General features: G+C 29.7%; 25 protein-coding genes and 1 pseudogene. 21 read left to right on the top strand and 5 right to left on the bottom strand.

Translation table 11 applies throughout. The annotated features are described in order from the left end of the window. The first annotated feature begins 12 nt into the window (after positions 1–12). The 9 genes from KGNDJEFE_RS05600 to KGNDJEFE_RS05560 all read left to right on the top strand — a co-directional run bounded on the left by KGNDJEFE_RS05600 (position 13) and on the right by KGNDJEFE_RS05560 (position 8,757). A complete protein-coding gene (locus KGNDJEFE_RS05600; protein ID WP_148881811.1) occupies positions 13–423 on the top strand; it encodes an aldo/keto reductase in 411 nt (136 codons plus the stop codon). 579 nt (positions 424–1,002) lie between these two features. Next, positions 1,003–2,415, top strand: coding sequence for an RNA-guided endonuclease TnpB family protein (locus tag KGNDJEFE_RS05595; protein ID WP_148881810.1), 1,413 nt, complete (start codon positions 1,003–1,005; stop codon positions 2,413–2,415). A gap of 293 nt (positions 2,416–2,708) precedes the next feature. After that, the gene (locus KGNDJEFE_RS05590; protein ID WP_148881809.1) at positions 2,709–3,146 is read left to right on the top strand and encodes an aldo/keto reductase; all 438 of its coding nucleotides are present in this window, start codon (positions 2,709–2,711) and stop codon (positions 3,144–3,146) included. A 343-nt stretch (positions 3,147–3,489) separates the two neighbouring features. Next, entirely contained in the window at positions 3,490–5,142 is a 1,653-nt protein-coding gene (sulP, locus tag KGNDJEFE_RS05585; protein ID WP_040410263.1) for a sulfate permease, read from the top strand. Between the two features lie 231 nt (positions 5,143–5,373). Next, positions 5,374–5,955, top strand: coding sequence for an RNA polymerase sigma factor (locus KGNDJEFE_RS05580; RefSeq protein WP_408634607.1), 582 nt, complete (start codon positions 5,374–5,376; stop codon positions 5,953–5,955). After that, the gene (locus KGNDJEFE_RS05575; RefSeq protein WP_006439532.1) at positions 5,942–6,733 is read left to right on the top strand and encodes a hypothetical protein; all 792 of its coding nucleotides are present in this window, start codon (positions 5,942–5,944) and stop codon (positions 6,731–6,733) included. The genes KGNDJEFE_RS05580 and KGNDJEFE_RS05575 overlap by 14 nt, the downstream gene beginning before the upstream one ends. Next, entirely contained in the window at positions 6,734–7,426 is a 693-nt protein-coding gene (locus KGNDJEFE_RS05570; RefSeq protein WP_006439531.1) for a VanZ family protein, read from the top strand. A gap of 175 nt (positions 7,427–7,601) precedes the next feature. Beyond that, positions 7,602–8,111, top strand: a complete 510-nt coding sequence (locus KGNDJEFE_RS05565) for a VanZ family protein (RefSeq protein ID WP_040410261.1) — start codon at positions 7,602–7,604, stop codon at positions 8,109–8,111. Between the two features lie 223 nt (positions 8,112–8,334). Then, on the top strand, positions 8,335–8,757 hold the full coding sequence (locus tag KGNDJEFE_RS05560; protein WP_040410260.1) for a YjdF family protein: 423 nt from the start codon (positions 8,335–8,337) through the stop codon (positions 8,755–8,757). 262 nt (positions 8,758–9,019) lie between these two features. Here the strand turns inward: KGNDJEFE_RS05560 and KGNDJEFE_RS05555 are convergent, their stop codons facing one another. Further along, entirely contained in the window at positions 9,020–9,901 is an 882-nt protein-coding gene (locus KGNDJEFE_RS05555; RefSeq protein ID WP_006439528.1) for a M23 family metallopeptidase, read from the bottom strand. A 116-nt stretch (positions 9,902–10,017) separates the two neighbouring features. Here KGNDJEFE_RS05555 and KGNDJEFE_RS05550 point away from each other — a divergent pair, with 116 nt between their 5' ends. The 6 genes and pseudogenes from KGNDJEFE_RS05550 (at position 10,018) to KGNDJEFE_RS05525 (ending at position 15,635) form a co-directional block, all read left to right on the top strand. Further along, entirely contained in the window at positions 10,018–10,722 is a 705-nt protein-coding gene (locus tag KGNDJEFE_RS05550) for a response regulator transcription factor (protein ID WP_006439527.1), read from the top strand. 2 nt (positions 10,723–10,724) lie between these two features. Beyond that, complete coding sequence (locus KGNDJEFE_RS05545; RefSeq protein WP_006439526.1) at positions 10,725–11,696, top strand: sensor histidine kinase; 972 nt, start codon at positions 10,725–10,727, stop codon at positions 11,694–11,696. Between the two features lie 78 nt (positions 11,697–11,774). Beyond that, positions 11,775–12,698, top strand: a complete 924-nt coding sequence (locus KGNDJEFE_RS05540; protein WP_006439525.1) for an ABC transporter ATP-binding protein — start codon at positions 11,775–11,777, stop codon at positions 12,696–12,698. Next, complete coding sequence (locus tag KGNDJEFE_RS05535) at positions 12,691–13,482, top strand: ABC transporter permease (protein WP_006439524.1); 792 nt, start codon at positions 12,691–12,693, stop codon at positions 13,480–13,482. Before KGNDJEFE_RS05540 ends, KGNDJEFE_RS05535 begins: the two co-directional genes overlap by 8 nt. 1 nt (position 13,483) lies before the next feature. After that, positions 13,484–14,260 (top strand): ABC transporter permease, encoded by a 777-nt coding sequence (locus tag KGNDJEFE_RS05530; RefSeq protein WP_040410259.1) that lies wholly within the window; start codon positions 13,484–13,486, stop codon positions 14,258–14,260. Positions 14,261–14,412: 152 nt separating this feature from the next. Beyond that, positions 14,413–15,635, top strand: a pseudogene (locus KGNDJEFE_RS05525) (IS256 family transposase). A gap of 312 nt (positions 15,636–15,947) precedes the next feature. Here KGNDJEFE_RS05525 and KGNDJEFE_RS05520 read toward each other — a convergent pair. From KGNDJEFE_RS05520 to KGNDJEFE_RS05505, 4 genes are all read right to left on the bottom strand, one after another. Continuing rightward, positions 15,948–16,457 (bottom strand): GNAT family N-acetyltransferase, encoded by a 510-nt coding sequence (locus KGNDJEFE_RS05520; protein ID WP_006439522.1) that lies wholly within the window; start codon positions 16,455–16,457, stop codon positions 15,948–15,950. Positions 16,458–16,519: 62 nt separating this feature from the next. Beyond that, positions 16,520–17,953, bottom strand: coding sequence for an MATE family efflux transporter (locus tag KGNDJEFE_RS05515; RefSeq protein WP_006439521.1), 1,434 nt, complete (start codon positions 17,951–17,953; stop codon positions 16,520–16,522). A gap of 274 nt (positions 17,954–18,227) precedes the next feature. Further along, the gene (locus KGNDJEFE_RS05510; RefSeq protein ID WP_006439520.1) at positions 18,228–19,100 is read right to left on the bottom strand and encodes a YitT family protein; all 873 of its coding nucleotides are present in this window, start codon (positions 19,098–19,100) and stop codon (positions 18,228–18,230) included. A gap of 485 nt (positions 19,101–19,585) precedes the next feature. Further along, positions 19,586–21,373 (bottom strand): aminopeptidase P family protein, encoded by a 1,788-nt coding sequence (locus KGNDJEFE_RS05505; RefSeq protein ID WP_040410258.1) that lies wholly within the window; start codon positions 21,371–21,373, stop codon positions 19,586–19,588. A gap of 363 nt (positions 21,374–21,736) precedes the next feature. Between KGNDJEFE_RS05505 and KGNDJEFE_RS05500 the strand changes: the two genes are divergently transcribed. From KGNDJEFE_RS05500 to KGNDJEFE_RS05475, 6 genes are all read left to right on the top strand, one after another. Beyond that, positions 21,737–22,498: an acyl-CoA dehydratase activase gene (locus KGNDJEFE_RS05500; protein ID WP_040410257.1), complete on the top strand. Its 762-nt coding sequence runs from the start codon at positions 21,737–21,739 to the stop codon at positions 22,496–22,498. A 179-nt stretch (positions 22,499–22,677) separates the two neighbouring features. Further along, positions 22,678–23,286, top strand: a complete 609-nt coding sequence (locus KGNDJEFE_RS05495) for an NUDIX hydrolase (protein ID WP_006439517.1) — start codon at positions 22,678–22,680, stop codon at positions 23,284–23,286. 12 nt (positions 23,287–23,298) lie between these two features. After that, on the top strand, positions 23,299–23,658 hold the full coding sequence (locus KGNDJEFE_RS05490; protein WP_242649210.1) for a GIY-YIG nuclease family protein: 360 nt from the start codon (positions 23,299–23,301) through the stop codon (positions 23,656–23,658). Positions 23,659–23,882: 224 nt separating this feature from the next. Next, on the top strand, positions 23,883–24,191 hold the full coding sequence (locus tag KGNDJEFE_RS05485) for a PTS sugar transporter subunit IIB (RefSeq protein WP_006439515.1): 309 nt from the start codon (positions 23,883–23,885) through the stop codon (positions 24,189–24,191). 19 nt (positions 24,192–24,210) lie between these two features. Next, positions 24,211–25,287, top strand: a complete 1,077-nt coding sequence (locus KGNDJEFE_RS05480) for an endonuclease/exonuclease/phosphatase family protein (protein WP_006439514.1) — start codon at positions 24,211–24,213, stop codon at positions 25,285–25,287. 214 nt (positions 25,288–25,501) lie between these two features. Further along, positions 25,502–25,948 carry a Fur family transcriptional regulator gene (locus KGNDJEFE_RS05475; protein WP_050754638.1) on the top strand — a complete coding sequence of 149 codons (447 nt, stop codon included), beginning with the start codon at positions 25,502–25,504 and terminating at the stop codon, positions 25,946–25,948. Positions 25,949–26,082: the final 134 nt, after the last annotated feature.

Below are 26,082 nucleotides of genomic sequence, written 5' to 3'. Positions count from 1 at the left end.
AGGAGTGGTATTATGAAAAAAGAGTACACAGTTTTAAGCAATGGAGTAAAAATGCCAAACCTAGCATTTGGAACATTTAAAGTAAATGAAGGCGATGATGTTCAGATAATATTAGATGCTATAAATGTTGGATATAGACATTTTGATACAGCAGCTTTTTACAATACAGAAGAAGCTTTGGGAAAAGCCATTAAAAAATCTGGAATTCCTAGAGAAGAGTTTTTCGTAACTACAAAAGTTTGGAAAAGTTGCATGGGATATGAAGGAGCTAAGAAGTCATTTGAAGAGTCATTAGAAAAATTAGATATGGACTATGTTGACTTGCTACTTATACATTGGCCAAGACCTGACGCTGAATCAGATTGGAAAAAGCTAGATATTGAAACATGGAAGGCTTTTGAGGAGCAACTATATAGTTGTTAAAAATATAGTCAAAAATATACATATATAGACAAATATATTTTTACAAAAAAGCTCCCTACATTCATAACGAGTGTAGAGAGGCGAGAAATCGCCCAAAACTCCTTTAATTGCTGGAAGTTCCTAAAGCTAGTTAAACTACAATGTAGAATTGAAAAATATTCAAGCGTGAATGTTGCGAAAGCAGAAAAAATTAACTAGATAGCATAAGGTTAAATCCTAAGTGCTTTAATAATGGATAATCAGCAGCCAAGATCCGAACAGGATAAGGTTCAACGACTAGGCAAATGCCGTACATCACAAGCTATTGGTGGTGGAAATGGGGAGCATCTAAAAAATTAGATGGTGATATAGTCTGTGCTTAATGGAAACATTAAGAAGTTCATAAGAGAACTGATTGGAAAGTAGCGATTCCGATTGAACACTCTAAAAATATATACGGATGTATTTTAGATATAACGACCGTATTTTTTATTTATTTAAAAACTTAAAAAAATTTTTATATTATTTGTATAATATAACTTCGATTAGTATATAATACAATTAGAAAGATAAATTTGTTATAGAATCGAGGTGAGGTAAATGAAAAAGACAATAACTAAAACTGTAAAACAATATTCCTATAAAATTGATGATTATAAGGTTGAAGAATTATTAAAAATAGGAAAAGAATATAAAAATGTTAAAAATTACGTATATTCAAGATATAGTGGAATAAAAAGTCTTTTAATCATTGAAAAACCTCGAAAAATCAGAGATGCATGGGTAAGTACAAAGTTTTATGAACAATGGAAATTACCAGCTAGATATTGGAAATTAGCATTACAAGATGCAATTGGAAATATAAAGTCTGGTTGGTCTAATACAAAAAATGAAATTAGGACTGCTGCTTATAATAATGAACATTTATCTACTGATGATAGATATTATATAAATTATATACTATCAGCAAATAAGCTTTATTATAACGTATTAAACAATATAAACTTTGATATTCCTAAAAAATTTGTAGGAAAAAACTTAAATATTAAATATTTGAACAACTTAATAAAAAGATACACTAGAAGATATAAAGGGAAAGTTCCTTATACGAACAAAATAAATTCTTTTTCAATAGACACAGGTTTGTATAGATATTCAAAAAATAAATTAAATGAAAATTATATTTATATATCCTCAATGGAAATAAGAAAAAGAGTACCGATTAAATTGAGGGATTCAAATAAATACAACAAAACACTTAAAATCAAAATCATAGATAATGTATTGAGAATAAATATTCCATTAGAAGTGGAATCAAAGGAAAATAACAACGAAAATATTATAGGAATAGATAAAGGATATAGATACTTGCTTGCAACATCAAATGGAAATCTGTATGGAGAAAAATTGAATTATTATTTAAGTAAAGAAACTGAAAGATTGAATAATAAAAATGCTAATCGAAACAGATTTTTCGCACTTAGAAGAAAATACCTCGAAGAAGGTAACACTAAAAAAGCGGACAACATACTTAAAAATAATTTAGGAAAGAAAAAATACAGAAAAAACAAAAATAAACACGATGAAACAGTTAAATCTTACATCAATAAAAATATCAATGAATTTATAAAGTCAGAAAAGCCTAAAGAAGTTGTAATGGAAAATTTAGATTTTGTGAGTTGGGATGATAGATATCCAAAATCTGTAAAAAGAAAATTATCGAGATGGATTAAAGGATACATAAGAGATAGACTTGAGTACAAATTCAAATTAAATAGTATTGAATTTACATATATAAATCCCGCATATACAAGTCAAATCTGTAGTAAATGCGGAAGATTTGGTGTAAGAGATGGAGATTCATTTGTTTGTGATAATTGTGGAGAAATCCATGCAGATATAAATGCAAGTAAAAATATTTTAGAGAGAAAATATGATAAAAAAATAAAGATGTTTACAAGTTATAAGAAAGTTAAGGAAATATTAGAAAGTAGAATTGCTGATATAAAGTAAATAATATTTAATAAAATTTATATTAATTAAGAAAAGAAAATAGATTAAAAGTATATTTTATTTAATCACAAATATATTTTGTATTTATCCAACTGTTGATAAATAGAGGGTATGTTTTATCGGTGACGGGGGTTAGATAAAATGCTTTAAATAAATAAAAAATACGGTTGTGGGATAATCGAGATAAAAATTTTATTGAGATAACTGGCTCAACCAAGACTTAAAACTATCAAAAGATAGAATAAGAGCGAAATATCTAAAATGAGTACATTTGTATATATTTTTAGAACCAGATATATAAAGAAGGAAAAACAAAAGCTATAGGTGTGAGCAATTTCTTAAATAACCATATGCAGAATATATTAGATAATTGTGAAGTTGTTCCAATGGTCAATCAGATAGAATTCCATCCAGGATATATCCAAAAAGATGTTGTTGACTTTGATAAAAAGCATGGAATAGTAGTTGAAGCTTGGAGTCCACTTGGAAGAGAAAGAGTATTCAAAGATAAACTTTTAAACAAACTTGCTGAAAAATATGGAAAGTCTGTTGCACAGATTTGTTTAGCATTTTCACTTCAGATGGATGTAGTTCCTCTACCAAAATCTTCATCTGTTGAGAGAATGAAACAGAATATGGATATAGATTTTGAACTTGAAAAAGAAGATTTTGAAAAAATACTCAATATGGAAGAAACAGGATGGTCTGGATTAGATCCTGATAAATTTTAATAAAGTTACAAATAATAAATATAGATTGTAAATATATTTATAGGAAAAGAAAGCTATCGAAAATAAAAATCGGTAGCTTTTTATTATGTAATTTATTGAAAAAATAATAGGTTTACATATAATTAAAAATGAATTTTCTAAAATAAAGTTTGCATTTTAACAATCATTTTTCTAAAAATTTATAAAATAAATGTTGAAATAAGCCTATTTAATTTGAAGTTAAAATGAATATAAATTATAAAATGAATTTAATACATATAAAAAAATCAAAATCCTTGAATATACTTGTTAAAATGGTAAACTATTAATGTGATAATTAAAATATATTTGGGAGGAACTATTTATGAGAACTTTAAGACCAGAATTGGTCCACTCGATGAAGGGTTACTCAGCAAAGTCATTTACTAAAGACTTAACCGCTGGTATTATAGTAGCAATAATTGCGCTTCCTTTATCGATAGCACTTGCACTTGCGTCGGGTGTAAGACCTGAACAGGGGATTTATACGGCGATAATAGCGGGATTTTTAATTTCTGCACTAGGTGGTAGTAAAGTCCAGATAGCAGGACCTACTGCAGCATTTGCATCAATAGTAGCAGGGATAGTTGCCACAGACGGAATGGACGGACTAGTAGTAGCGACAATACTTGCAGGGATATTCCTTATACTTATGGGAATATTTAAAATGGGAAATCTAATCAAATTCATACCTTACACAATCACTACAGGATTCACTTCAGGAATAGCTGTAACTATATTTATCGGACAGGTAAAAGACTTTTTAGGTCTTACATTCGAAAATTCACCAATAGAAACAATTGAAAAAGTAGCTGAAATTTTTAGAAGCATATCAACAATAAACACTACTGCTCTTTTAGTAGGAGTTATTTCATTAGCAATACTTATTATATGGCCTCATATATCTAAAAAAATTCCAGGATCACTTATAGCAGTTTTAGTAAGTGCTGCATTAGTAAAAGTAATGAACTTAAATGTTAATACAATCGGTGATTTATACACAATTTCATCATCATTACCTCATTTTACAATGCCTACAGTTACATATGATACAGTTAGAAACGTGTTACCAGATGCGTTCACAATAGCAGTACTTGCTGCAATAGAGTCGCTTTTATCTTGTGTTGTTGCAGACGGTATGATTGGTAGCAGACACAACTCTAACATGGAACTTGTTGCACAGGGAATCGGAAATACAGCATCTGCTTTATTTGGTGGGATACCTGCAACAGGAGCAATAGCAAGAACTGCAGCAAATATCAAAAATGGAGGACGTTCTCCAATAGCTGGTATGGTTCACGCAATTGTACTTCTTATAACTCTGCTATTATTAATGCCTTATGCTGCATTAATACCAATGCCTTGTATAGCAGCGATACTATTTATGGTTGCGTACAACATGAGTGAGTGGAGAGAGTTTGTAGATGTAATAAAAGAATCTCCAAAGAGCGATATAATGGTTCTTGTTGCTACATTTACATTAACAGTTGTATTTGACCTAGTTATAGCAATAGGATTTGGTTTAGTGCTTGCTTCTGTACTATTTATGAGACGTATGGCAGATGTTACAGACGTTTACGGATGGAAATATATTGAAGAAGAAGACGAAAACTACGATGAAGACTCAGATACTGGAAACATATCACTAAGATACGTTCCAAAAGATGTACTAGTATTTGAAATAACAGGACCTATGTTCTTTGGAGCTGCAGATAAGATAAATAATGTAATATTTGATAAAACTAAGAAGGCGATAATTCTTAGAATGAGAAGTGTTCCTGCGATGGATACGACTTCACTTAATAAATTGAGAGAACTTCATGCAAAATGTAAGAAATACAATGTTGTGCTTATATTCTCTCATGTAAATGATCAGCCACTTCAGTTTATGGAAAAATCAGGATTTATAGATGATATAGGAAGAGAAAATGTATGTCCTTCTATAGATACTGCATTAGAAAGAGCTGAGAGTATATAAAGAAGATATAAAAATATAAATGAAAAAGTGTCATATTTTACTTGATTAGTAAAAAGTGGCACTTTTTTTATGTTTATCTTGCTCAAAAATAAAATGAGTTCTTATTGCTAAAAAAACTATTCAATAATATACTACTTTGTAGTAACCACAAAAATTTTTAAAAAATTTATAAAATCTGTGAACCAAATACAAACGACTATGCTCTTATATACAGATGCATCGATAAAGGAGGTGTTAAGTTTGGAAGATAGAGAACTTGTTGAAAAAGTTGCCAATGGTGATTTTGAAGCATTTGAAGAGCTCTTTAACAAATACAAAGGTACCGCAATGAGAACTGCTTATCTAATATGTGGCAACAAAGCTACAAGTGAGGACATTGTTCAAGAAACATTTGTCCAATGTTATCTAAACATAGGCAGCCTTAAAAATCCGGATTATTTTAAAACTTGGTTTTACAAAATACTTACAAGAATGGCATGGAAACTTTCCAAATCAGATAAAAAGAATGTTCCAATTGATGAAATATTTGCAAAAGCAGAACGGGAACAAAATCACGAAAGCGACAATATGACAAAGTGTCTGGAATCAGAAACTGTTGAAATTGTCAGAAGTGCTGTAAATAATCTCGATGAGAAGTATAGAGCTGTAGTTGTACTATATTATTTCAACGGATTTAGCGTAAAAGAAATCGCTAATATGTTGGATGTATTTGAAGGAACTGTTAAATCGAGACTTTTCAAGGCTAGAAGGCTTTTAAAGGGTAAGATTGAATCACTTAATTATTTTGGAGGTGTGAGCTATGAAAAAAGATGACCTAGATTTAAAAATAAGAAAAGCAATGGTAGATATGTCTGAAGATGTTCAGCCTTCAGATGATATGTTCGAAAAAATAAAATCACAGATAGAATTTGAACAGAGTAGAAAGGAAAAGGTGGTTACTATGAAGAGAAATAGAAAAATGTTAAAAGTTGCATCAGTAGCATGTGCATTAATGATAACAACTGTAGGAGTATACGCAGGTGGAAAAGCAGTAGGATATTTTGGAATCTCATCAAGCGTATATAAATATAAAGATGTTCCTACAATAGAACAGATGGAAAAAGAAACAGGAATTAGAAAAGCTTTTGTAGATAAATTTGCAAATGGATATAAATTTGATGGAGCAGTTATTGAAGATTTAAACACAACTGGATCAAATGGAGATACATTAGACAAAACTAAGGCAATGAACTTAGTTTATAAAAAATCTGGTTCTCCAGAGATATTTGTAGACGCTCATAAAAAAATGCCATCAGAAATAGCTTTAGAAGAGCAGGATGGTTATAGAAATGTTGAAGTAAATGGAATAAAATTATTCGTTTCAACTACAAATATGAGATTTGTTCCACCTGAACATGAAAAAACAGCAGAAGAAAAACAGTTAGAGAAAGAAGGTAAGATGACTATATCTTACGGAAGCGATAAGGTTGAAGATAAAAAATCAGTTACAGTAGCTTGGGAAAAAGACGGTGTTAGATATTCTATATCTTCATTATCTGATGAAGGAATGCCAGAACAGACATTAATAGACATGGCAGAGGAATTAATATAAATGCTATCAGAGCTTAAAGAAGCGATATTACACTATATACCAGTATTTCCAATAGTTTTATTCGTTTTATCAAGATATAAAATGAAAATATACGATTTAAAATTGTACTCGACAGGCAGAGTTTATGAAGGGAATGGGGATTCTAATCTCCATTTCCTTGCTTGCGTTGTATATACTTTTTTAATAACTGGTATGGTTTCAGCTGCTGGGATACCGTCAGTAATAGATTTCGGCTTTAGAATAAATTATTTTAACTTCAACTTTATACCATTTGCTGTTAATGGGGTTAGTACAAATGTTTTAAATGTGATAATGTTTGTACCATTTGGGTTCATGCTTCCAATTATGTGGAATGAGTTTGAATCTTTTAAGAAAACTGTAGAAGCAGGATTTTTATTCTCGTTATTTATTGAAATTACACAGATGTTTAATTTTAGAGCGACTGATGTAGACGATTTAATGATGAATACATTAGGAACAGTTATTGGATTTGGAATTTATTATATTTTATTTGTAAAGATTTTTAAAAATAAATCGGGTAAGTATAGTTTTAGAAGTAAGTTTAGAATGGGGAGTAGCTATAAGTCTGTATTTTATAGTGGCTCAGAGTATGTAGACTTGACTGTGCTGACTATTGTTTCGTATGCAATAATTGGATCTTTAGTTAGAAATTACTGTTTTTTATTTATTTAGTTGTTCAAAATAGCATTTGATGAAAATTTTCGGATGCTATTTTGAATTATTTTTTTATGTTGACAAATAAAGTGTACTAGTTGTATAATACACTTGTAAAAAGGTGTATGATACGGCTAGTACACTTTTGAAATATAGACTTTGAAATATGAATATAAAAAATGGAGTTGATATTATGGATGAAAAATTATTAAAATATAAAAAAATAACGTCTATCCTATTTATTGTATATTTTATGATGCTTACATGGATTATTGTATTTAAGATGGAGCTTTCTATGAGCAACTTAGTAGCAGAGAGAAGTATAAACTTAATTCCGTTTAAGGAATCGGTGATTGTAAATGGAAAGATTTCTTTTAGCGAGATTATAGATAACGCAATAGTATTTATTCCTGTTGGTGTGTTTACGGCTATGCTTGCAGATAATTGGAAGTTTATAAAAATGGCAGCGGTACCTTTTGGAATAAGCTTGTTCTATGAAATAACACAGTATATTTTTGCAGTTGGTGCATGTGATATAACTGATTTGATAAATAATACTTTAGGTGGGATTGTAGGAATATTGATTTTTAAGTTGCGGAGAAAAGTTCTTGGAGATAAAGCTTTTAAGGTTGTAAATATTTTCTCTATCGTGTGTGTGGTGCTGATAGTGATTATGATGGGAGTTTTAATATTCCTAAATTAAGAAAGAAAATTTTAAAAAAACTAAGTTAGAGATACGTTTAATTTTTTAAAACATATTGAAATTTATTATAAAAAGATACTATAATAAAATTGAGTTAAATATACTCAACAACATAGATAAAAACACAGTTCGGTTGGTAGTCCGGACGCGGAATTTCCGTAAGTAACCTGCCTCCTTGGTTGTCCATTCTATGTATTTTACAATACATAAGGAGGAACAGGATATGAAGAAAGTATCAGAAAAACTAACAATATTTTTTGAAGGACCATTTTGGGTTGGGTTATTTGAGCAAACAATAGACGATAGGTATGAAGTTTGTAGAGTAGTTTTAAATACATCTGAGCCAAAGGATTATGAAGTTTATGAATATCTTCAAAAAAATTATTATAGTTTAAAATTCAGTCCTGCAATTTGTGGAGAAGTTATCTCTGAAAAGAAGATAAATCCTAAAAGAATGCAGCGAAAAATAAAAAGAGAAGTGCAAGGTAATTTTATCGGTACTAAAGCTCAACAAGCTCTTAAATTGCAGCATGAACAGATTAAGAAGGAAAAGAAAATTGCTCGTAAGGAAAGAGTAGAAGCTGAAAAGGAAAGAAAAAGAGAAATCCACATATTGAAAAAGAAAGAAAAACATAAAGGTCATTAATTTGAAAGGGGCTGGTACATTTGTACTAGTCCCTTTTAAATATAACGAACTGTCAAGACAAGTGCACTAACAGAATGTTTAAAAACATTTATAAGACACACCATATTTTTAAAATTGATACTATTTTATAATCTTGATTTTTTTTATTTCTAATGATAATGTATAAATATACTAACTCGTGAAGGATATAGGCTGGGTTCTCGAATGAGAGTAGGTTTAAAACCAAGAATTCCTTTGCCCCTGGGGTTAGTCTTTTTTTATGCTATTCTATTTGACTTTCTATAAATTGTCCACGACTAATAAACTGCCTTTCTTCTTGATATGGAATATTCTTTATATCTATAAAAGAAATAGGTAAGCTTGCAGACAGTAAGAAATTTTTTCCTTGTTGTATTTGAAAATGTATATGTGGCTCACTAGTATTTCCACTGTTTCCACATAAAGCTATTTTTTGTCCTCTTTTAATATTTTCCCCTACATTGACACAAAAGCTATCTTTCTTTATATGAGCAATTGTACTGTATTCATTTTCTGAATGTTTTATAACTATATAATTACCTCTTATATCAGAGCAGGCACATATAGCTTCTTGAACTTCTGGAATAGGAGTATCATTAAAAAGATTTTTTATTTCAACGACAATTCCGTCAGCTGGAGATAAAATAGGTTCTTCATAACAATTATAATTTGTTACTTTTCTACCATCACCTTTAAATGATTTTTCATTTTCTAGTATATAAAAATCATAGGCATATCTCTGATTACAAACACCCCAAGAATGCGAATTAGTTTTATCAATTCCTCCATTTGCAACAAGCCATTTTCCTTCAAAAGGAAGACTATATAAGACTTCTGGTTTATAAGATTTTACATTAGGAAGTCTGAATAAATTTTTTATGTAAATAATAGGTATTCCAAATAACATACCTAAATTTTGAAACAAAAATTTTAGATTGATAATATCTTCGTTATCATTATCATCTTCATATTTTGTAATGATAGCAAGAGAAAGTATAAAATCGACAATACCTAAAATAAAAAATAGATAAAAATATTCTAAAAAGCGTATGTGCGTAAAAGTACCTATCAATCCAATAAAACCTAGCCAGTATAATTTTTTTATTACTTTCAAAAATTTATCCATAAATATCACCACCAAGAAGTTGAATTTATAATAATTATAAAGGATTTTATAAGGTTAGTGCAAGATTACTGTGTTATCATATTATTAAATACAGAAAAAATTAAGGTGGTATTATTATGAAAAAAATATTAATAGCAGATGACGATAAAGAATTATGCAAACTACTACAAATAACACTAAAAAGTGAAAACATAGACTCTAAAATATGCTTTAGCGGAATAGAAGCGATAAACGAACTTGAAAAAGACGAATATATTATGCTGATCTTAGATGTTATGATGCCAGGATTAGACGGATTTAGAACACTTGAAATAGTTAGAGAAAATAGTGATATTCCTGTACTTATGCTAACTGCAAAAGATGACACATCAAGCAAAGTCAAAGGACTTAGACTTGGAGCAGATGATTATATAACAAAACCTTTTAATACAGAGGAATTTCTGGCTAGAGTTGATTCATTGATTAGAAGATACAATATGAATAATAAACAGAGCAAAAACACAGAAGATTATAGAGAAAGTTTGTATTTTGAAGGATTAGAAATTTTACCTGATGAATACTCTGTAAAAACTGACAAAGGAATGATTGAATTATTACCAAAGGAATTTGATGTTTTGTACTTTTGTGCAATTAATCAAGGTAGAATACTTACTAAAAAACAGATATATGAAGCTGTATGGAATGAAAGTTATGCATTTGACGACAATAATATAATGTCAGTAATAAGCAGGATAAGAAAGAAAATAGAAGAAGATTCTTCAAATCCTAAATACATCCAAACTGTGAAGGGCATAGGATATAGATTTAATAAGGGGGTATAAGTATGCAAATTTTATATTTCTTATTAGCAATATCTGTTTTTATAAATATAGTTTTGTGCAGCAAGGTAATATCTATAAATAAAAAAATATCTGAATCTATTGAGGTATTAGATGATATAAAAAAAGGCAATGGAAATAGGAAGATATTATCAAAAGACAATGATAATTTTTCTGAAATAATATATAAAATAAACGAGATTGTATATTTATACGAGGAAAAGTTAACAGAATTTAGAAAAATGGAAAACGCAAATAATCAACTGTTGACTAGCCTTTCTCACGATATAAGAACTCCTCTAACATCTATAATTGGATATACAGATGCAATAAAAAAAGAATTATTAAAGGATGGTTTAAATGACAAATACGATTTACAAAATGCAATTGAAAATAATAATAAATTAGAAAATAATAACGTTATAGAAAATTATATAGATATTGTAAGAGAAAAATCTTACTCTCTGAAAGAATATTTGGATAATGTATTTGATTGGTTTAAATTAAATTCCAATGAATTCTACTTAGATTTAAAGGATACTGAAATTACTGAACTTAGTAGAAATATTATAAAAAGCTGGATTGTAATATTTGAAGAAAAGGATATAGATTTTGATATAGAAATAGAAGAGAAAGAGATAATATGCAACTTGGATCAAAATGCTTATGCAAGGGTTATAAATAATATAATCCAAAATGCAGTTGAGCACAGCAAGACTAAAAAAATTCAAATTTCAATAAAAGAAAGTAATAGAAAAATATTTATAACTATAAAAGATTTTGGAGTAGGTATAGAGCCGGATGACTTGGAGCATATTTTTGACAGACTTTATAAGTGCGACAAGGCTAGAAATAAAGTTGGAAGTGGATTAGGACTTTACATTACTAAAGAACTTGTAGAGAAAATGAATGGTTGTATAAACGTAAAAAGCGAAGTTGGAGAAGGAACAGAATTTGAAATCACCTTTGAAATATAAGGTTTATGCAAGGTTGGTGCAATGTATATGTTAGGTTTAAGTATTACAATTTAATTAAAGAAAGAGAGGCGATTATATATGAGTGAATATGTAATAGAAACAAAAGGGTTAACTAAAGAATACAATGGAAAAAGAAGTGTTTCTGATTTAAACCTACATATAAAAAAGGGAAGAATATACGGACTTTTAGGTAGAAATGGAGCAGGTAAGACTACAACAATGAAGATGATTTTAAATCTGATAGATTCATCAGCTGGAGAAGTAATAATATTTGGAAAAAGTATGAAAAAATACAACAAGGAAATTCTACCAAGAATAGGCTGCTTAATAGAATCTCCTGGATTTTATCCGAACTTAACTGGTACAGAAAACTTAAAAATATTTGCTCAGCTTAGAGGTATTCCTAAAAGAAATGCTATAAAAGAATCACTAGAACTAGTTGGGCTAAAATATAATGATAAAAAGTTGTTTTCACAGTATTCTATGGGTATGAAGCAAAGACTTGCAATAGCACTTGCTGTTATGCACGATCCTGAGATTTTAATATTAGATGAACCAATAAATGGACTTGATCCTATAGGAATAGCAGAAGTTAGAACTTTTATAAGAAAATTATGTACTGAAAAAGGCAAAACAATTCTAATTTCTAGCCATATTTTATCTGAAATAGAGCTTATTGCGGATGATATTGGAATTATAGATAATGGAGTTTTATTGGAAGAGGAAAGCTTAGAAGAACTAGAAAATAGAAATAAAAAATACATCAAATTAGTTACACCTAATGATTCAAAAGCGGTTAAAGTTTTAGAAGCATGTTTTAATATTAAAAATTATTCTGTTGAAAAGAACGGAACTATAAAAATATATGATTTAGATTTAGTTATTCCAGAGTTGGTTAGAGAGCTTGTGAATGAAGGGATTGCTGTAGAAGAAATACGGATGAAAGAGGACACACTTGAAGATTATTTCAAGAGAATAACTGGGGGTGCTGGAATTGCTTAAACTAGTTAAATGTGAATTTTTAAAATTAAAGAGGAAAAAATTAATTCCTATTGGAATAATCTTTTCTTTACTTTTCCCAATAGCACTTACTTTTATTGTAAAGGGACAGTTTATTTCAGGAGAGTATTTGAGCCAAAAGGACGCATTTGATTCCTTGTTTGATATGGTTATAGTGTACGGAATGCAGTTTTTGCTTCCTTGTATGTTAGGAATACTTGCAGCTGTAATTTTCTTTGAAGAAAGAGATAACGACACCTTTAAAAATCTAAAAGCAATCCCTATAACATCAACACAACTAGTAATTTCCAAGATTATTTTAATGCTTATTTGTTCGATTATATTCTGCTTACTATCATGTATAGCAGCAGGAATTTGCGGATTAATCTTTTTTGAATTAAATGATTTTGGATATAAGCTGTTACTCTCTGCGGAAATGGGCATACTTATGGGGATAGGTATTTTACCTTTAGTAGTAGTTGTTGTGTATTTTAGTAAAACATACATATTTTCAATTTTACTATGTGTATTTTGGACTAGCTTGAATACATTGATAACAGCGATGTACGATGTTTTACCTAAGTTTGTGTTATGGATTTTACCAATTCCACTTTCTATGTTCTGGTCGTCAAAAGAGCTGCTTGAAAGAGGAATGGTATTAGACTTGTCAGAATTTCAAAAGCTTAATTTATTGCCAAGCACTTTAGAAACATTTGCCATATTAGGAGTGATTGGTGTAATTTCGATATTCTTAATTGATTACATATACAGAAAGAGAAGTGAGTAATATGATTACTATAATAAAAACAGAATTTTTAAAGTTAAAAAGATACAATATTATATTATCTGGGATTTTTATGATGCTTTTATCTGTAGTACTTACTATATTTACTTCTACTGCAAATGATGGATCATTTTGGGATTTTAGATATTTGTACGAACAAGTGATTAAAAATAATATGACATTGATATTTCCAGTTTGTATTACGTTAATTTCAGGATATATTATGAATAGAGAATATGACAATGATACAATGAAAAATATACTTACTGTTCCTATTTCATATAAGAAACTTGTATTTTGTAAGTTGATTGTGTGTGGAGTTGTTTCAATTCTATTTGGATTTTGTTGCTTTGTTTTTACAATAATAGGAGAGAAAGTTATGAATTATCCAGGATTTACAGTGAGATATGCGATAGAAGCGTTGTTTAGCATAACTGCAAACAGTTTATTCCTTTATATTGCAACAATGCCGATAATAGTATTATCTTGGAGAAAGCAAAAGGGCTATTTAGTAGGTGCAATAGTAGCATTTGTATATGGATATTCTGGATTACTAGCATCATCAAAAATGGCTCTAGCAAACATATATCCTATAACTGCAACATTAGGATTGATAGGGTATAGAAGCTATGATGTAAGTGTAAACTGGAACATTGGACTAAACATAATCTCACTAGCTTTAATGATTTTACTATCTATACTAATAACAATAAAAACCAACATAAACCTAGACAACTCAAAAGAGAAAAAGAAAAAGGTTAAAACAAAAAAAGGATGGTAGAATTTATTATCAAGATAAACTATTCCTAGTGCTTAGTATGAAAAAGGTAAATCTATAATAAAAAATGGGACAAGATGAGTATATGAAAAAAAGTCTGTAAATTTAATCGCCTTCTATGGTAATATCAAATTAATCATAGGAGGCGATTTTTTATGGGCAGAAAGAAAAGAGAACCATTAAATCCAGAAAAGAAAAATATAATAGCGGAGCTAATTAAAACATATGAAATTAAAACCGCTCAAGACATTCAGGATGCACTTAAAGATCTTTTAGGTGATACTATTCAAGAGATGCTTGAATCTGAAATGAATGAGCATCTTGGATATGAAAAATATGAACGTGGTGAAAATACCAATTCAAGAAATGGATATAAAACAAAAAGAGTTAGATCTGGAATGGGAGAATACGAAATTGATGTTCCTCAAGATAGAGATTCCTCTTTTGAACCTCAAATTGTCAAAAAAAGACAAAAGGATGTTTCTGAAATAGAGCAAAAAATAATAAATATGTATGCTTTAGGCATGAGTAATAGAGATATAACTTCTCAAATAGAGGATATTTATGGATTTGAACTATCTGAAGGAATGATTTCAGATGTAACTGATAAAATAATACCTAAAATCGAAGAATGGAAATATAGACCTCTTGAAAGTGTATATCCTGTTGTATATATAGATGCTATCCATTTCTCTGTTAAAGAAAATGGTTCTGTTAAGAAAAAAGCTGTCTATGTAATTCTTGGTATAAGTTCCGAAGGATACAAAGAAATTCTAGGATTGTATATTGGAGATACTGAAAGCTCTAAGTATTGGTTTTCTGTGCTAAATGAATTAAAAAATAGAGGTGTAAGAGATATTTTAATCGTTTGTGCTGATGGACTATCAGGAATAAAAGAAGCGATAAGCTCCGCTTTTCCAAATACTGAATATCAAAGATGTATTGTTCATCAAGTTAGAAATACATTAAAATATGTATCATACAAAGATAGAAAGGAATTTGCTAATGATTTAAAAACAATATATCATGCCATTAATGAAGAACAGGCTCTAGCTAATTTAGAACGTACTTCAGAAAAATGGAATGAAAAATATCCAAATTCTATGAAATCTTGGTTTAGTAACTGGGATTCAATTATACCGATATTTAAATTTTCACCAGAAACTAGAAAGGTAATTTATACTACAAATGCCATTGAAAGTGTAAATTCGCAGCTTAGAAAAATAAATAAAAAAGAACTGTTTTTCCAAACAAGATTTCCTTAGAAAAATCACTATATCTATCAGTTGAAAAAATAAGCAAAAAATGGAGTATGCCTATTAGAAACTGGGGATATATTTATGGAGAACTTTCAATAATGTATGAAGATAGATTGTAATAATTAAAAAAGTCAAGAAAGCCGGCTTTTTTAGCTGGTTTTCTTGACTTGCAACAAAATAAATAATATTATGTTTTAAAGGGCGTTAGCCATTTATTCATAAATTATTTTAAGTCTATTATACTACCTAACGGTAGTTTAAGCCATAGAGGGCTTATTTACAGAAAAAATTTTATATACCCGACAAGATTAATAACTACTCTAAAGCGACAATTCTGCAAGCGCCTCGCAACTCTAAAATGTGTTACTCTAACAATGCGAGGCGCTGAAGACTGGAGCAAAGAGTAGTTATTATCTTGTCCTTTATATTTACTATAGATTTACCTTTCCTTTTATTCCTCTAAATCCCCCAGTACAAGTAGGGCAAGCAAGTACAAGTTTGTCATCTATTCCAGATACATTCTCTATATCATACTCAGCAGTTTCAATAAATCCAAATTTACCAAAATACTCAGGATATCCAACGACAAAAGCTCCTGGATAACCAAGTTCTGCAGCCATCATACAAGCATTGCAGATAAGCATTCCACCAAGTCTATTATCTCTCTCATCCTCAGCAACGACAATCTGTTCAACTCTAACGCCATGGAAAACTTCACCATCGTCAGTTTCAATATCTAGCTTAGAAAGTATTACATGTCCTATTATTTTACCGTCTTTTTCAGCGACAAATTCACATTCTGGAATATATGTATCTTTATTTCTTATTTCAGAAACAAATTCCCGTTCATTTCCAGTTGAATTTTTTGCTGTTTCAAAGGCAGTTTTTACAAAGCTGTATATTTCTTCAAAATCTGATTCTTTTACATTTCTTATTAACATTTTAAATAATTCCTTTCTAAAATTACTTATTTATGAAAACAATTTCATACACTAATTATAATCTATTTATCTAATTTTGTAATCCATTTACCACTACTGAATCGTATAAAGACCAACAATGTTCTTAAAAGCTGGTCTGCCATAATAGCAATCCAAGCTCCTTCAAGTCCCATACCAAATCCATGAATTAGTACAATTGCAAGTATTGGTCTTAAGAATAGAGAAGTAACTGTTACTATTACAGCAGTTGCCTTAGTATCGCCAGCACCTCTTAAAATACCACTTATGATAAACTGAGATCCTTGAGGAATTTGTATAATAGACACCATTACAAGAAGTCTAGCTCCTAGATTTACTATCTCAGGATCAGGATTGTAAAGTGATATTATTTCTCTTGGGAATACAAAGAATAAAATCATAAGTATAATAGAAACTACAGTTCCCATTCTTCTTGAGCGTGTTGCGTATAAATTTGCCATATCGGCTCTTTTTTTACCTAAGCTTTGACCAACTAGAGAAGTTGCAGAAACTGCAAATGCCTGACCATTCATAAATGAAAGTGCCCGTATATTCATACATACATTATGAACTGCAAATGCTAATGTTCCAAGTGATGCTACTGTTTTTGCAAATGCGATAAATCCTACACGCATAACTAACTGTTCAATAAGTGCTGGAACACCTATATCTGAAATCGCAGCCATCATTTTAAAATTAGGTTTTAAACCATCTTTAACTCTAAATCTTACATAATTTCTGTGTCCTGTAACTGCAATACAAGCCATAATAAATGCCACAAACTGCCCTAAAATTGTGGCAAGTGAAGCACCAGCAACCTCTAATCTTGGGCATCCAAAGTTTCCGTAGATTAATGCGTAATTTAAAACTACATTTGCTAAGTTTCCTATTAAATTATAAATCATAGCTGTTTTAGAATTTCCAGCCCCTCTAAGTGCAGCTGTAATTGTACCTGTAAGAGCTAGTGGAAGAATTCCAAGCATTTGTATTTTTAAATATTCTGTTCCTTCTTTTAGTGAAAGGGCATCAGTAGCACCCATGAATTTTATAATAGGCTCTGCTGTGGAATACATTATTAATGAAATTAATACAGATATAAAGATATTTATTAAAATAGCCTGTCTTAAAACAAGATTGGCTTTTCCTTGATCTCCTTGACCTTTGCTGCGAGCAACTAAAGCAGTTGTACCGACATTTATGGAAGTTATAATTGATATTATTAGAAACTTAGGTTGAGTAGTAAGTCCAACAGCGGTAAGCGCTGAGGCTCCAAGACGACCGACCATTATCATATCGACCATAGACGCCAACTGAGTTAACATAAGTTCTAAAAGAGAAGGCCATGCTATTGTTACGATATCTTTGTAAAGCATCTTAGATGTAATGCCAGAAGGAATTGTTTTACTTGAATTTAAATAGGCTTGCGTGGTTTCTCCAGGCTCCAATAAATCCAATGCTAATTTTTGTTGAGGTTTCAATTTTATCCCTCCCTCTTAATATTTAGTTTTTTATCTTTATATTATAAATTATATCACTTGATTATACTATTTTCTATAAATTCAAAAAAATTATAATACAAAAAGATTATATTATAAAATAATTATATAGAAAGATGTAAATAATTTATAAATAAGCATATCATCTATTTATAATTAATATTATTCTATCAAAAATAAAAAAATGGCATTAAACCCATTGGATAAAATGCCATTAAAAATTCATTATATGAAATCTATTATATACCTGAATTGTTTAGTTTTCTATATATTCTTTCTTGAATGTAAATCCTTTACCATGAACTTCATTTACTTTGCTCACTATCATAAATGCGTTTGGATCTATTTCAAGAACTTTGCTATTTAAAGCAGGTAATTCTCTGTTAGAAATAACAGTAAGAACAACTGGATATTCATTTTTCATATATCCTGTTTCTGCGTGAAGTAGAGTAGTACCTCTATCTATTTCAGTTGATATCATAGTATTTATTTTTTCGTATTCTTTAGAAACTATCTTAACCTGAGTCTGAGATTTACCCATAACAAGCACATTATCTAGTACTAAAGTATAAGTCATAACTAGAAGTATTCCGTATAATACCATTTCTTTGTTTGTAAATAACATCTGAGAAAGAAGTATTAAAAAGTCAAAGAAGTACATACTAACAGATACTGGAATACCGACCTTTTTGTTTATAACTAGAGGAGGAATATCCATACCACCAGTAGATGCACCGCATTTAATAACTATACCTATAGCAACACCTATCATAATACCAGCACATAAAACAGCAAGTAGATTATCACTTGTCATACCACCATAACCGATTGTCTTTTCAAAGAAAGCAAATGCAGTAGGGTAGAAGAATGTACTAATTAAAGTAGAAAGTGCGAACTTCTTACCTAAAACAAATAAACCTATAAGGAACATAACTCCATTAAAAACAAAAATAAATCCTGACATTGGTATACCAAACTGATTGTATAATAACAATGAAAGCCCTGTAGTTCCTCCTGTAATAAGATTATTTGGCACTATAAACAGAACAACTGCTAAAGCGTAAATAGCATTCCCTATAAGAATTGCTACTATATTAAAAATAGTCTTCCATGAAAAATTCTCTTTCATACTAAACCCCCTTATTAAATTGTATTTTCTGAAAATAAAATATATTTCAATATAATTTTAAAAACATAAGCATAAACACTCACTATTACTAATTATATAATTAAAATCAACTTAATTCAACACAAATAATAAATACTAAGACAATTAAACAAACTTTTCCAACCATATCATCTTTAAATACACTATGAACTATATAATTTGAATAAAAATATTTTGAATGTCGCAGATAATTACTGTGGCAATCCCTTCTTTAGATCCTTATCTTTAATCATTTTAATAATGTGCAAAGGAAAAGACTAGTTTAAATTAAAGCGACAATTCTGCAAGCGCCTCGCAACTCTGAAATGTGTTACATAATCAGAGCGAGGCGCTGAAGCCTGGAGCAAAATTTAACTAGTCTTTTCCCCATATTATTTACATTTAAAGTAAGAAATAAAGAAGGGATGCCACAGCATACTGCGACATCCCAATATATTTTTATTTAATTATATAGCTCTAGTGTATCCTTTTAACCATTCTCTTTCTTCTTCAGTTAAGTGTGGTCCTATTTTTTCGAATACCTGTCCATGGTACCAGTTTAGATAATCTCTTTCTTCTTTAGTCATAAGCTCTGGATCTATACCATCTAAATCTATTGGAGCAAATGTTATAACTTCGAAGTTCATAAACTGTCCGTATAAGTTCTTTTCAGCTTTTTTACAAACTATTTCGTTTTCTATTCTTATACCATGAGATCCTTCTATATAAACACCTGGTTCATTAGTAGTTATCATACCTTCTTCAAGAACAGCAGAGTCAAATCTTTCAGGAACTAATCTCCATCTGAATCCATTTGGAGCTTCGTGGACGTTAAGAACATGACCTATACCATGTCCAGTACCGCACTGATAGTCTATTCCCATTTTCCACATAACCCCTCTACAAAGTATGTCAAGGTTGTATCCGTGGCATCCGTATAAGAATTTAGCTAATGATAAGTTTATCATACCTCTAACAACAGAAGTGAAGTGAAGTTTTAATTCATCATTTAATTCACCTAATACAAATGTTCTAGTTATATCAGTTGTACCATCTAAGTACTGTCCACCTGAATCTAGTAAGTATAAGTGTTCTGGTTTTAATTCTACATCAGTTTCTGGTGTAGAAGAGTAGTGCATCATAGCAGCATGTTCTTTGTAAGCTGATATACTTCCGAATGAAGTATCAAAGAAGTCTTTCTGTTCAGCTCTTAATTCTTCTATTTTAGCCTGAGCAGTAAGTTCTGTTATACCACCTTTAGCAACGTTATTTTTTAACCAGTACATGAATTTAGTTATAGCAACACCGTCTTTTATATGAGCGTTTCTTGTGCAAGCAAGTTCTGTTTCATTTTTACAAGCTTTGAAGAATAAAGATGGGTTGTAATCAACTATTTTTTCAGCAACTATATTGTTGAATATAGCGTAGTTTAATTTAGTTCCGTCAACAAGAACTTTTTCTCCAGTTGGTATACCTTTAACGAATTCGTAAACATCGTTGTATGGTAATATTTCTATTTTTTCAGCTGCGAATATAGCTTTTAAATCTTCTGGTAATTTAGTTTCGTCTAAGAATAAGCAAACTTTGTCAGCAGTTATAACAGTGTAAGCTAAAACAACTGGACTGTGAGCTACGTCTCCACCTCTCATGTTGAATATCCAAGCGATATCATCAAGAGTAGTTATTACGTGGTGAGAAGCACCTTTTTCTGCCATTTTTTCTCTTATTCTAGTTAATTTAGATGCTATACTTTCACCAGTGAATTTAACATCTAATGCAAAAGCTTTAGCATCAGATAAAGCTGGTCTTTCTGCCCATATTTCATCTATTAAATCATACTGATATTCTATTTTTACATTTTTTTCAGCTAAAACAGCAGTAAGTTCATTTCCTTCGTTAGCAGATATAACTCTACCGTCAAATCCTAGAACCGATCCTTCTGGAAGGTTAGCAACTAAGAATTCAGTTGTAGTAGGGAATCCTTCTACACCCATTTTCATTAATTCTATTCCAGTTCCTTCTAACTGTTTTTCAGCCTGTATGAAGTATCTTCCGTCAGTCCAAAGTCCTGCGAAATCTTTAGTTACTATAACAGTACCAGCTGAACCATTGAATCCACTTATGAATTCTCTTGATTTGAAGTATTCTCCAACATATTCACTCTGATGGAAGTCAGCTGATGGTACCATGTAAGCATCTATATTTTTTGATGCCATGATTTCTCTTAATTTAGATAATCTTTCTCTTATATCCATTTTTTTACCCTCCGTAAAAATATCTATTCTCTGTGTCATTTGAAATACGTTTTCTCAAACACAATTTTAGGATAACACTTTATTCTCATTTATACAACTGTTCTGAAAATATGATAAATTTTAAAAATATTGGAATTTCAACATATTTAGAATTTATAGTAAAAAAATATAAATAATCAAAAATCAATAATTTTTTTGTATGAAAATTAAAACTGCCAATTTCAAATATTAAATTTATAATGTTATAGTAAATCTCTATTATACTATTAGATAAAACTATGATAAAATAGATAAGTAGACTAATAATGTAAAATAATAATCAAACAAATTATATATATACAAAAAGTGGGAGGAGTAAAGTTAATGTACAGTATAGGCGTTGATTCAGGATCAGTAGCAACAAAAGGGGTTTTATTTGATGGAGAAAAAATAGTTAAAAAAATAATAGTTCCAACAGGATGGAGCCCAATGACTACTGCTAATGAAGTTTATGAAAAATTAAAAGAAGGTATACCAGAAGAAGAAATCAAAAAAGTTGTAGGTACTGGATATGGTAGAGGAGTTATGGACTTTGCTGATAAAAAGGTAACTGAAATAACTTGCCATAGTAAAGGAATACACTTTATAAATAATGATGTAAGAACAATACTTGACATAGGTGGACAGGATAGTAAAGTTATAAACCTTGATGCGGATGGAAACGTAGTAAACTTCCTAATGAACGATAAATGTGCTGCAGGTACAGGAAGATTCTTAGAAGTAACTTCTAATATATTAGGAAGCGATATAACTAAAATAGATGAACTTGCAAGAGGAAACAACCCAGTAAACATATCTAGTATGTGTACTGTTTTTGCTGAGTCAGAAATAGTAAGTTTATTAGCACAGAACGTTCCAACAGGAGAAGTTGCTGCCGGTATATTAAAATCAATAGCTAATAAATCTACTTCTATGTTATCAAGAGGAGAAATAGTAGACAAGGTAGCATTCACAGGTGGTCTTGCAAAAAGTAGCGAGCTTGTTAGAATGGTATCTGAAATAATAGGAAAAGAAATATTCTTAGCTGAAGACACTCAGATAATAGGAGCATTAGGTGCTGCTGTTATAGGATTTGGTAGAAGATAATTTTAATAAAGAAATTTTTTAGAGATATCCAAAAGGGTATCTCTTTTTTTTATATATAATTTTATAAAATACATATCATATTTAATTAATATTAGAAATTGTGATATAATCAAATTATATAATTAATATAAAATAATTCTTTTTTAAAATAATAATTATAGATAAGAAGGGGATTTAACATGAGACAGAAAAAAGTAAAAAAATTAACTCCAATACGGAAGTCTAAATATTTAAGCATGTATGAAATGAAATACGAATCTAAAGACAAATCTGAAAAAACTTGGATGTTAGCTACAAGAAAATCAGAAGAAGAGCTTAACGATATGTATTTTGGCGATGGAAATGACAGAGATGACGCTGTTGTAATGGTTCCATATCATATAGAAGAGGACAAACTTGTTATAATAAGAGAATATCGTGTTCCTTTAGACGATTATGTATATTCACTTCCAGCTGGACTTATAGATCCAGGTGAGGACATAGAAGTTTGTGCAAAAAGAGAATTAAAAGAAGAAACAGGACTCGACCTTGTTGAAATAAATAAAATGGATAGTGGATTCGGTTTATACCCATCTCCAGGCATGACAGATGAATCTTTCTCTTTACTTTACTGCACATGCAAAGGTGAGCCATCTAATAAATATCTTGAACCAACAGAAGAAATTCAGACTTTATTAGTAGACAGACAGCAGGCTGTTGAAATATTGAAAAGCAAAGCAAATATGGATGTAAAGGCATTTTTAGCTTTACAGATATTCATATCAGTTGGTAAAGATAACGAAAACTAGGAGATAAAATAATTGAAGATTTTCTATACATATATAATAAGATGTAAAAATGATACATTATACACTGGATATACTACGGATATCAAAAGAAGAATGCTTGAACATACAGATGGAATTAACTGCAAATACACTAAAAACTACGGATTTAAAAAGCTTGAAGCATATTTTGAAAGCAGCAGCAGAAGTTCTGCAATGAAGCTTGAATCATATATAAAGAAAATGACTAGAGCGAAGAAACTAAAAATAATTGAAAATCCGAACGCTTTGGTGGAAATGTTTTTAAATGACAAGGGAGAGCGAATAAGAGTTGGTAGTATGAGTGTAGATATTATTAATAATGAAGTATATGAATTAAAAAAAGGTATAGATTAGAAACAATCTATAATAAATAAGAATTATTATTTAGAATTACACGAACGATTATAATATTGACAGATTGTTTATTGGGTTTATAATATATATTATAAGACAATTAAATCTGATAATAGTTCGTGTATTTTTCTATAAGAAATACTAGATAAATTAAAACTATTATTAGAGTTATAAAGTTAAATTTTTTCTAAATGAAATAAAAGTGGAAGGATATAAACAAACTTATGAAGATAGTGGTTGCGTGTACTGGTGGAATGTCTACAGATATATTAGTGGACAGAATGAAAAAAGAAGCAGAAAGCAGAAATATAGCTTGCGATATACAAGCTATTCATAGAAATAAAATAGAGGAAGTTCTTTCAAGTAATAATATAGATTTACTTCTTTTAAGCCCACAGCTTATGGGAGAATTTGAACGTATAAAAGCCTTTGCTCCAGGCGAAACAAAAGTAGAAATGTTAGATATGGTAAAATTTGGTGCTTGTGATGGACATGCTACTCTTAATTTTGCTATAGATTTAATAAATGAATAGGATAAAATAGAGGTAAAAATTGAGAAAAAGCTTAAAAAAAATAGCTAAGGTCATAGCTGCTGTACTTGGTACAGTAGTTATAATTTTATGTGCATATTTAGGTTGGCTTACTGTATGTGACTATCAGCCACTATACAAAGAAAATCTAATGATAGCACATGATGCTGGCAAAGAAAAAGTTGACCTAGCTAAGACACACTCTATAACAACATATAATATTGGCTTTGGAGCATATAGCCAAGATTTTGACTTTTTCATGGACGGTGGAACAGAATCTAAGGCTAAAGATAGAGAAACTGTAATGAAAAATATCAAAGGTTCAGTAAATGAATTAAACAAAATAGACCCTGATTTTGCTTTTGTTCAGGAAATAGATATAGATAGTTCTAGAAGTAGAAAAACAGATCAGAGAGTACTTGTTGCTCATGGTTTAGATGATGAATATACAAATTGTTTTGCATTTAATTATAAAGTACCATATATTATATATCCATTTAACGATATGCATGGTAAAGTATCTGCAGGACAGGGTACATACAGCAAGTATAAATTTGAAACTGCTGAGAGAATATCCCTTCCTACAGACCAGAGTTGGCTTGCTAGATTATTTGGATTAGATAGATGCATGATAGTAAATAGAGTAAAAACAACTAATAATAAAGAGCTTGTCCTTATAAATCTACATATGTCAGCATATGATAAAGGTGGAGAATTTAGACAGAAGCAGCTTAATATGTTAGAAGAAATACTTGAAGATGAGTACAAAAAAGGGAATTATGTAATAGCTGGTGGGGATTGGAACCACGTTATTCCAACCACTGACATAAATAAATTTGCAAAAACTGAGGAAAGACCTGATTGGTATGATTATATTCCAGAAAACTTCAGTCCAAAGGGATATAGATTTGAGGTAGATGAAAATGTACCAACTAACAGAACTGCTGGAATTCCTTATGATAAAGATGTAAACTTCACTGCAATTATAGATGGATTTATTGTATCTGATAATATAAATGTTGTCGCTAAAAATGGAAGTGACTTACAATTTAAGTATTCTGATCACAATCCAACAACAATAGAATTTAAATTAAATTAGAAATAATTAGGAGATGAATAATATTAAATCATCTCCTTTTTTTATGAAAAAATTTCTATCAAAAGAAATATTTATCTAACTATTTAAAATATTTTTAAGCTAGTATTGACTAATATGAGAAAAATGATTATAATTTATATATGATAACGAATATCAATATATACAACGATTAAATTTCAATAAACATAAATTATTAATAAAGGGAGTGAATAAATTGCTTAAAAACAATGGAAAGATAGATTTTAATAATAAAAATGAGGTAAAAAATCAAATTGTAGAGGAGTTAAAGTCTAAGGGACATAGAATAACCTTCCAAAGAAGATTAATCCTGGATACTATTTTAAGCAATGAAACTCTTATGATAAAAGAAGTATATTATAACGTTAGAAAAAAGGACAGATCTATTGGATTAGCAACTGTTTATAGATTTATAAAAATCCTTCAAGAAGCTGGGATAATAGATGAAAATGAAAAATTTACTTTTGCTAATGCTGACGATAATGTAGAGTGTGGTGATTGCAGCGTAACTCTTCAAAATGGAGAAGTAGTAAGTATAAACTGTTGCGAGCTGTACTCAGCTGTCAAAAATATCCTAGTCAACAAAGGATATAACGATGATTTAAAAATAGACAGTATAAATACGACAAGAGTAAAAAAATAATTTTAAAAAAGCATAATCAAAATTTCAAACATAAATCTTAACCTAAAACTCCTGTACTATAATCGTATGCCAACTCCTAAAAGTATAGGGGTTTTTTATTGTTTAAATATAATCTATTATGAACCATTTATTGT

It is taken from the genome of Peptacetobacter hiranonis (assembly GCF_008151785.1).
Classification (GTDB): domain Bacteria; phylum Bacillota; class Clostridia; order Peptostreptococcales; family Peptostreptococcaceae; genus Peptacetobacter; species Peptacetobacter hiranonis.
The sequence above is the reverse complement of the archived record's forward strand: the minus strand, read 5'-3'. Positions and strand labels throughout refer to the sequence as shown.

Bases quoted from the DNA above. Each gene is read 5' to 3' on its own strand.
- KGNDJEFE_RS05485 (WP_006439515.1), top strand. From the start codon at position 23,883: ATGAAGATAGTGGTTGCGTGTACTGGTGGAATGTCTACAGATATATTA.
- KGNDJEFE_RS05570 (WP_006439531.1), top strand. From the start codon at position 6,734: ATGCTATCAGAGCTTAAAGAAGCGATATTACACTATATACCAGTATTT.
- KGNDJEFE_RS05550 (WP_006439527.1), top strand. From the start codon at position 10,018: ATGAAAAAAATATTAATAGCAGATGACGATAAAGAATTATGCAAACTA.
- KGNDJEFE_RS05530 (WP_040410259.1), top strand. From the start codon at position 13,484: ATGATTACTATAATAAAAACAGAATTTTTAAAGTTAAAAAGATACAAT.
- KGNDJEFE_RS05495 (WP_006439517.1), top strand. From the start codon at position 22,678: ATGAGACAGAAAAAAGTAAAAAAATTAACTCCAATACGGAAGTCTAAA.
- KGNDJEFE_RS05560 (WP_040410260.1), top strand. From the start codon at position 8,335: ATGAAGAAAGTATCAGAAAAACTAACAATATTTTTTGAAGGACCATTT.
- KGNDJEFE_RS05500 (WP_040410257.1), top strand. From the start codon at position 21,737: ATGTACAGTATAGGCGTTGATTCAGGATCAGTAGCAACAAAAGGGGTT.
- KGNDJEFE_RS05565 (WP_040410261.1), top strand. From the start codon at position 7,602: ATGGATGAAAAATTATTAAAATATAAAAAAATAACGTCTATCCTATTT.
- KGNDJEFE_RS05575 (WP_006439532.1), top strand. From the start codon at position 5,942: ATGAAAAAAGATGACCTAGATTTAAAAATAAGAAAAGCAATGGTAGAT.
- KGNDJEFE_RS05600 (WP_148881811.1), top strand. From the start codon at position 13: ATGAAAAAAGAGTACACAGTTTTAAGCAATGGAGTAAAAATGCCAAAC.
- KGNDJEFE_RS05545 (WP_006439526.1), top strand. From the start codon at position 10,725: ATGCAAATTTTATATTTCTTATTAGCAATATCTGTTTTTATAAATATA.
- KGNDJEFE_RS05520 (WP_006439522.1), bottom strand. From the start codon at position 16,457: ATGTTAATAAGAAATGTAAAAGAATCAGATTTTGAAGAAATATACAGC.
- KGNDJEFE_RS05510 (WP_006439520.1), bottom strand. From the start codon at position 19,100: ATGAAAGAGAATTTTTCATGGAAGACTATTTTTAATATAGTAGCAATT.
- KGNDJEFE_RS05555 (WP_006439528.1), bottom strand. From the start codon at position 9,901: ATGGATAAATTTTTGAAAGTAATAAAAAAATTATACTGGCTAGGTTTT.
- sulP (WP_040410263.1), top strand. From the start codon at position 3,490: ATGAGAACTTTAAGACCAGAATTGGTCCACTCGATGAAGGGTTACTCA.
- KGNDJEFE_RS05540 (WP_006439525.1), top strand. From the start codon at position 11,775: ATGAGTGAATATGTAATAGAAACAAAAGGGTTAACTAAAGAATACAAT.
- KGNDJEFE_RS05505 (WP_040410258.1), bottom strand. From the start codon at position 21,373: ATGGATATAAGAGAAAGATTATCTAAATTAAGAGAAATCATGGCATCA.
- KGNDJEFE_RS05595 (WP_148881810.1), top strand. From the start codon at position 1,003: ATGAAAAAGACAATAACTAAAACTGTAAAACAATATTCCTATAAAATT.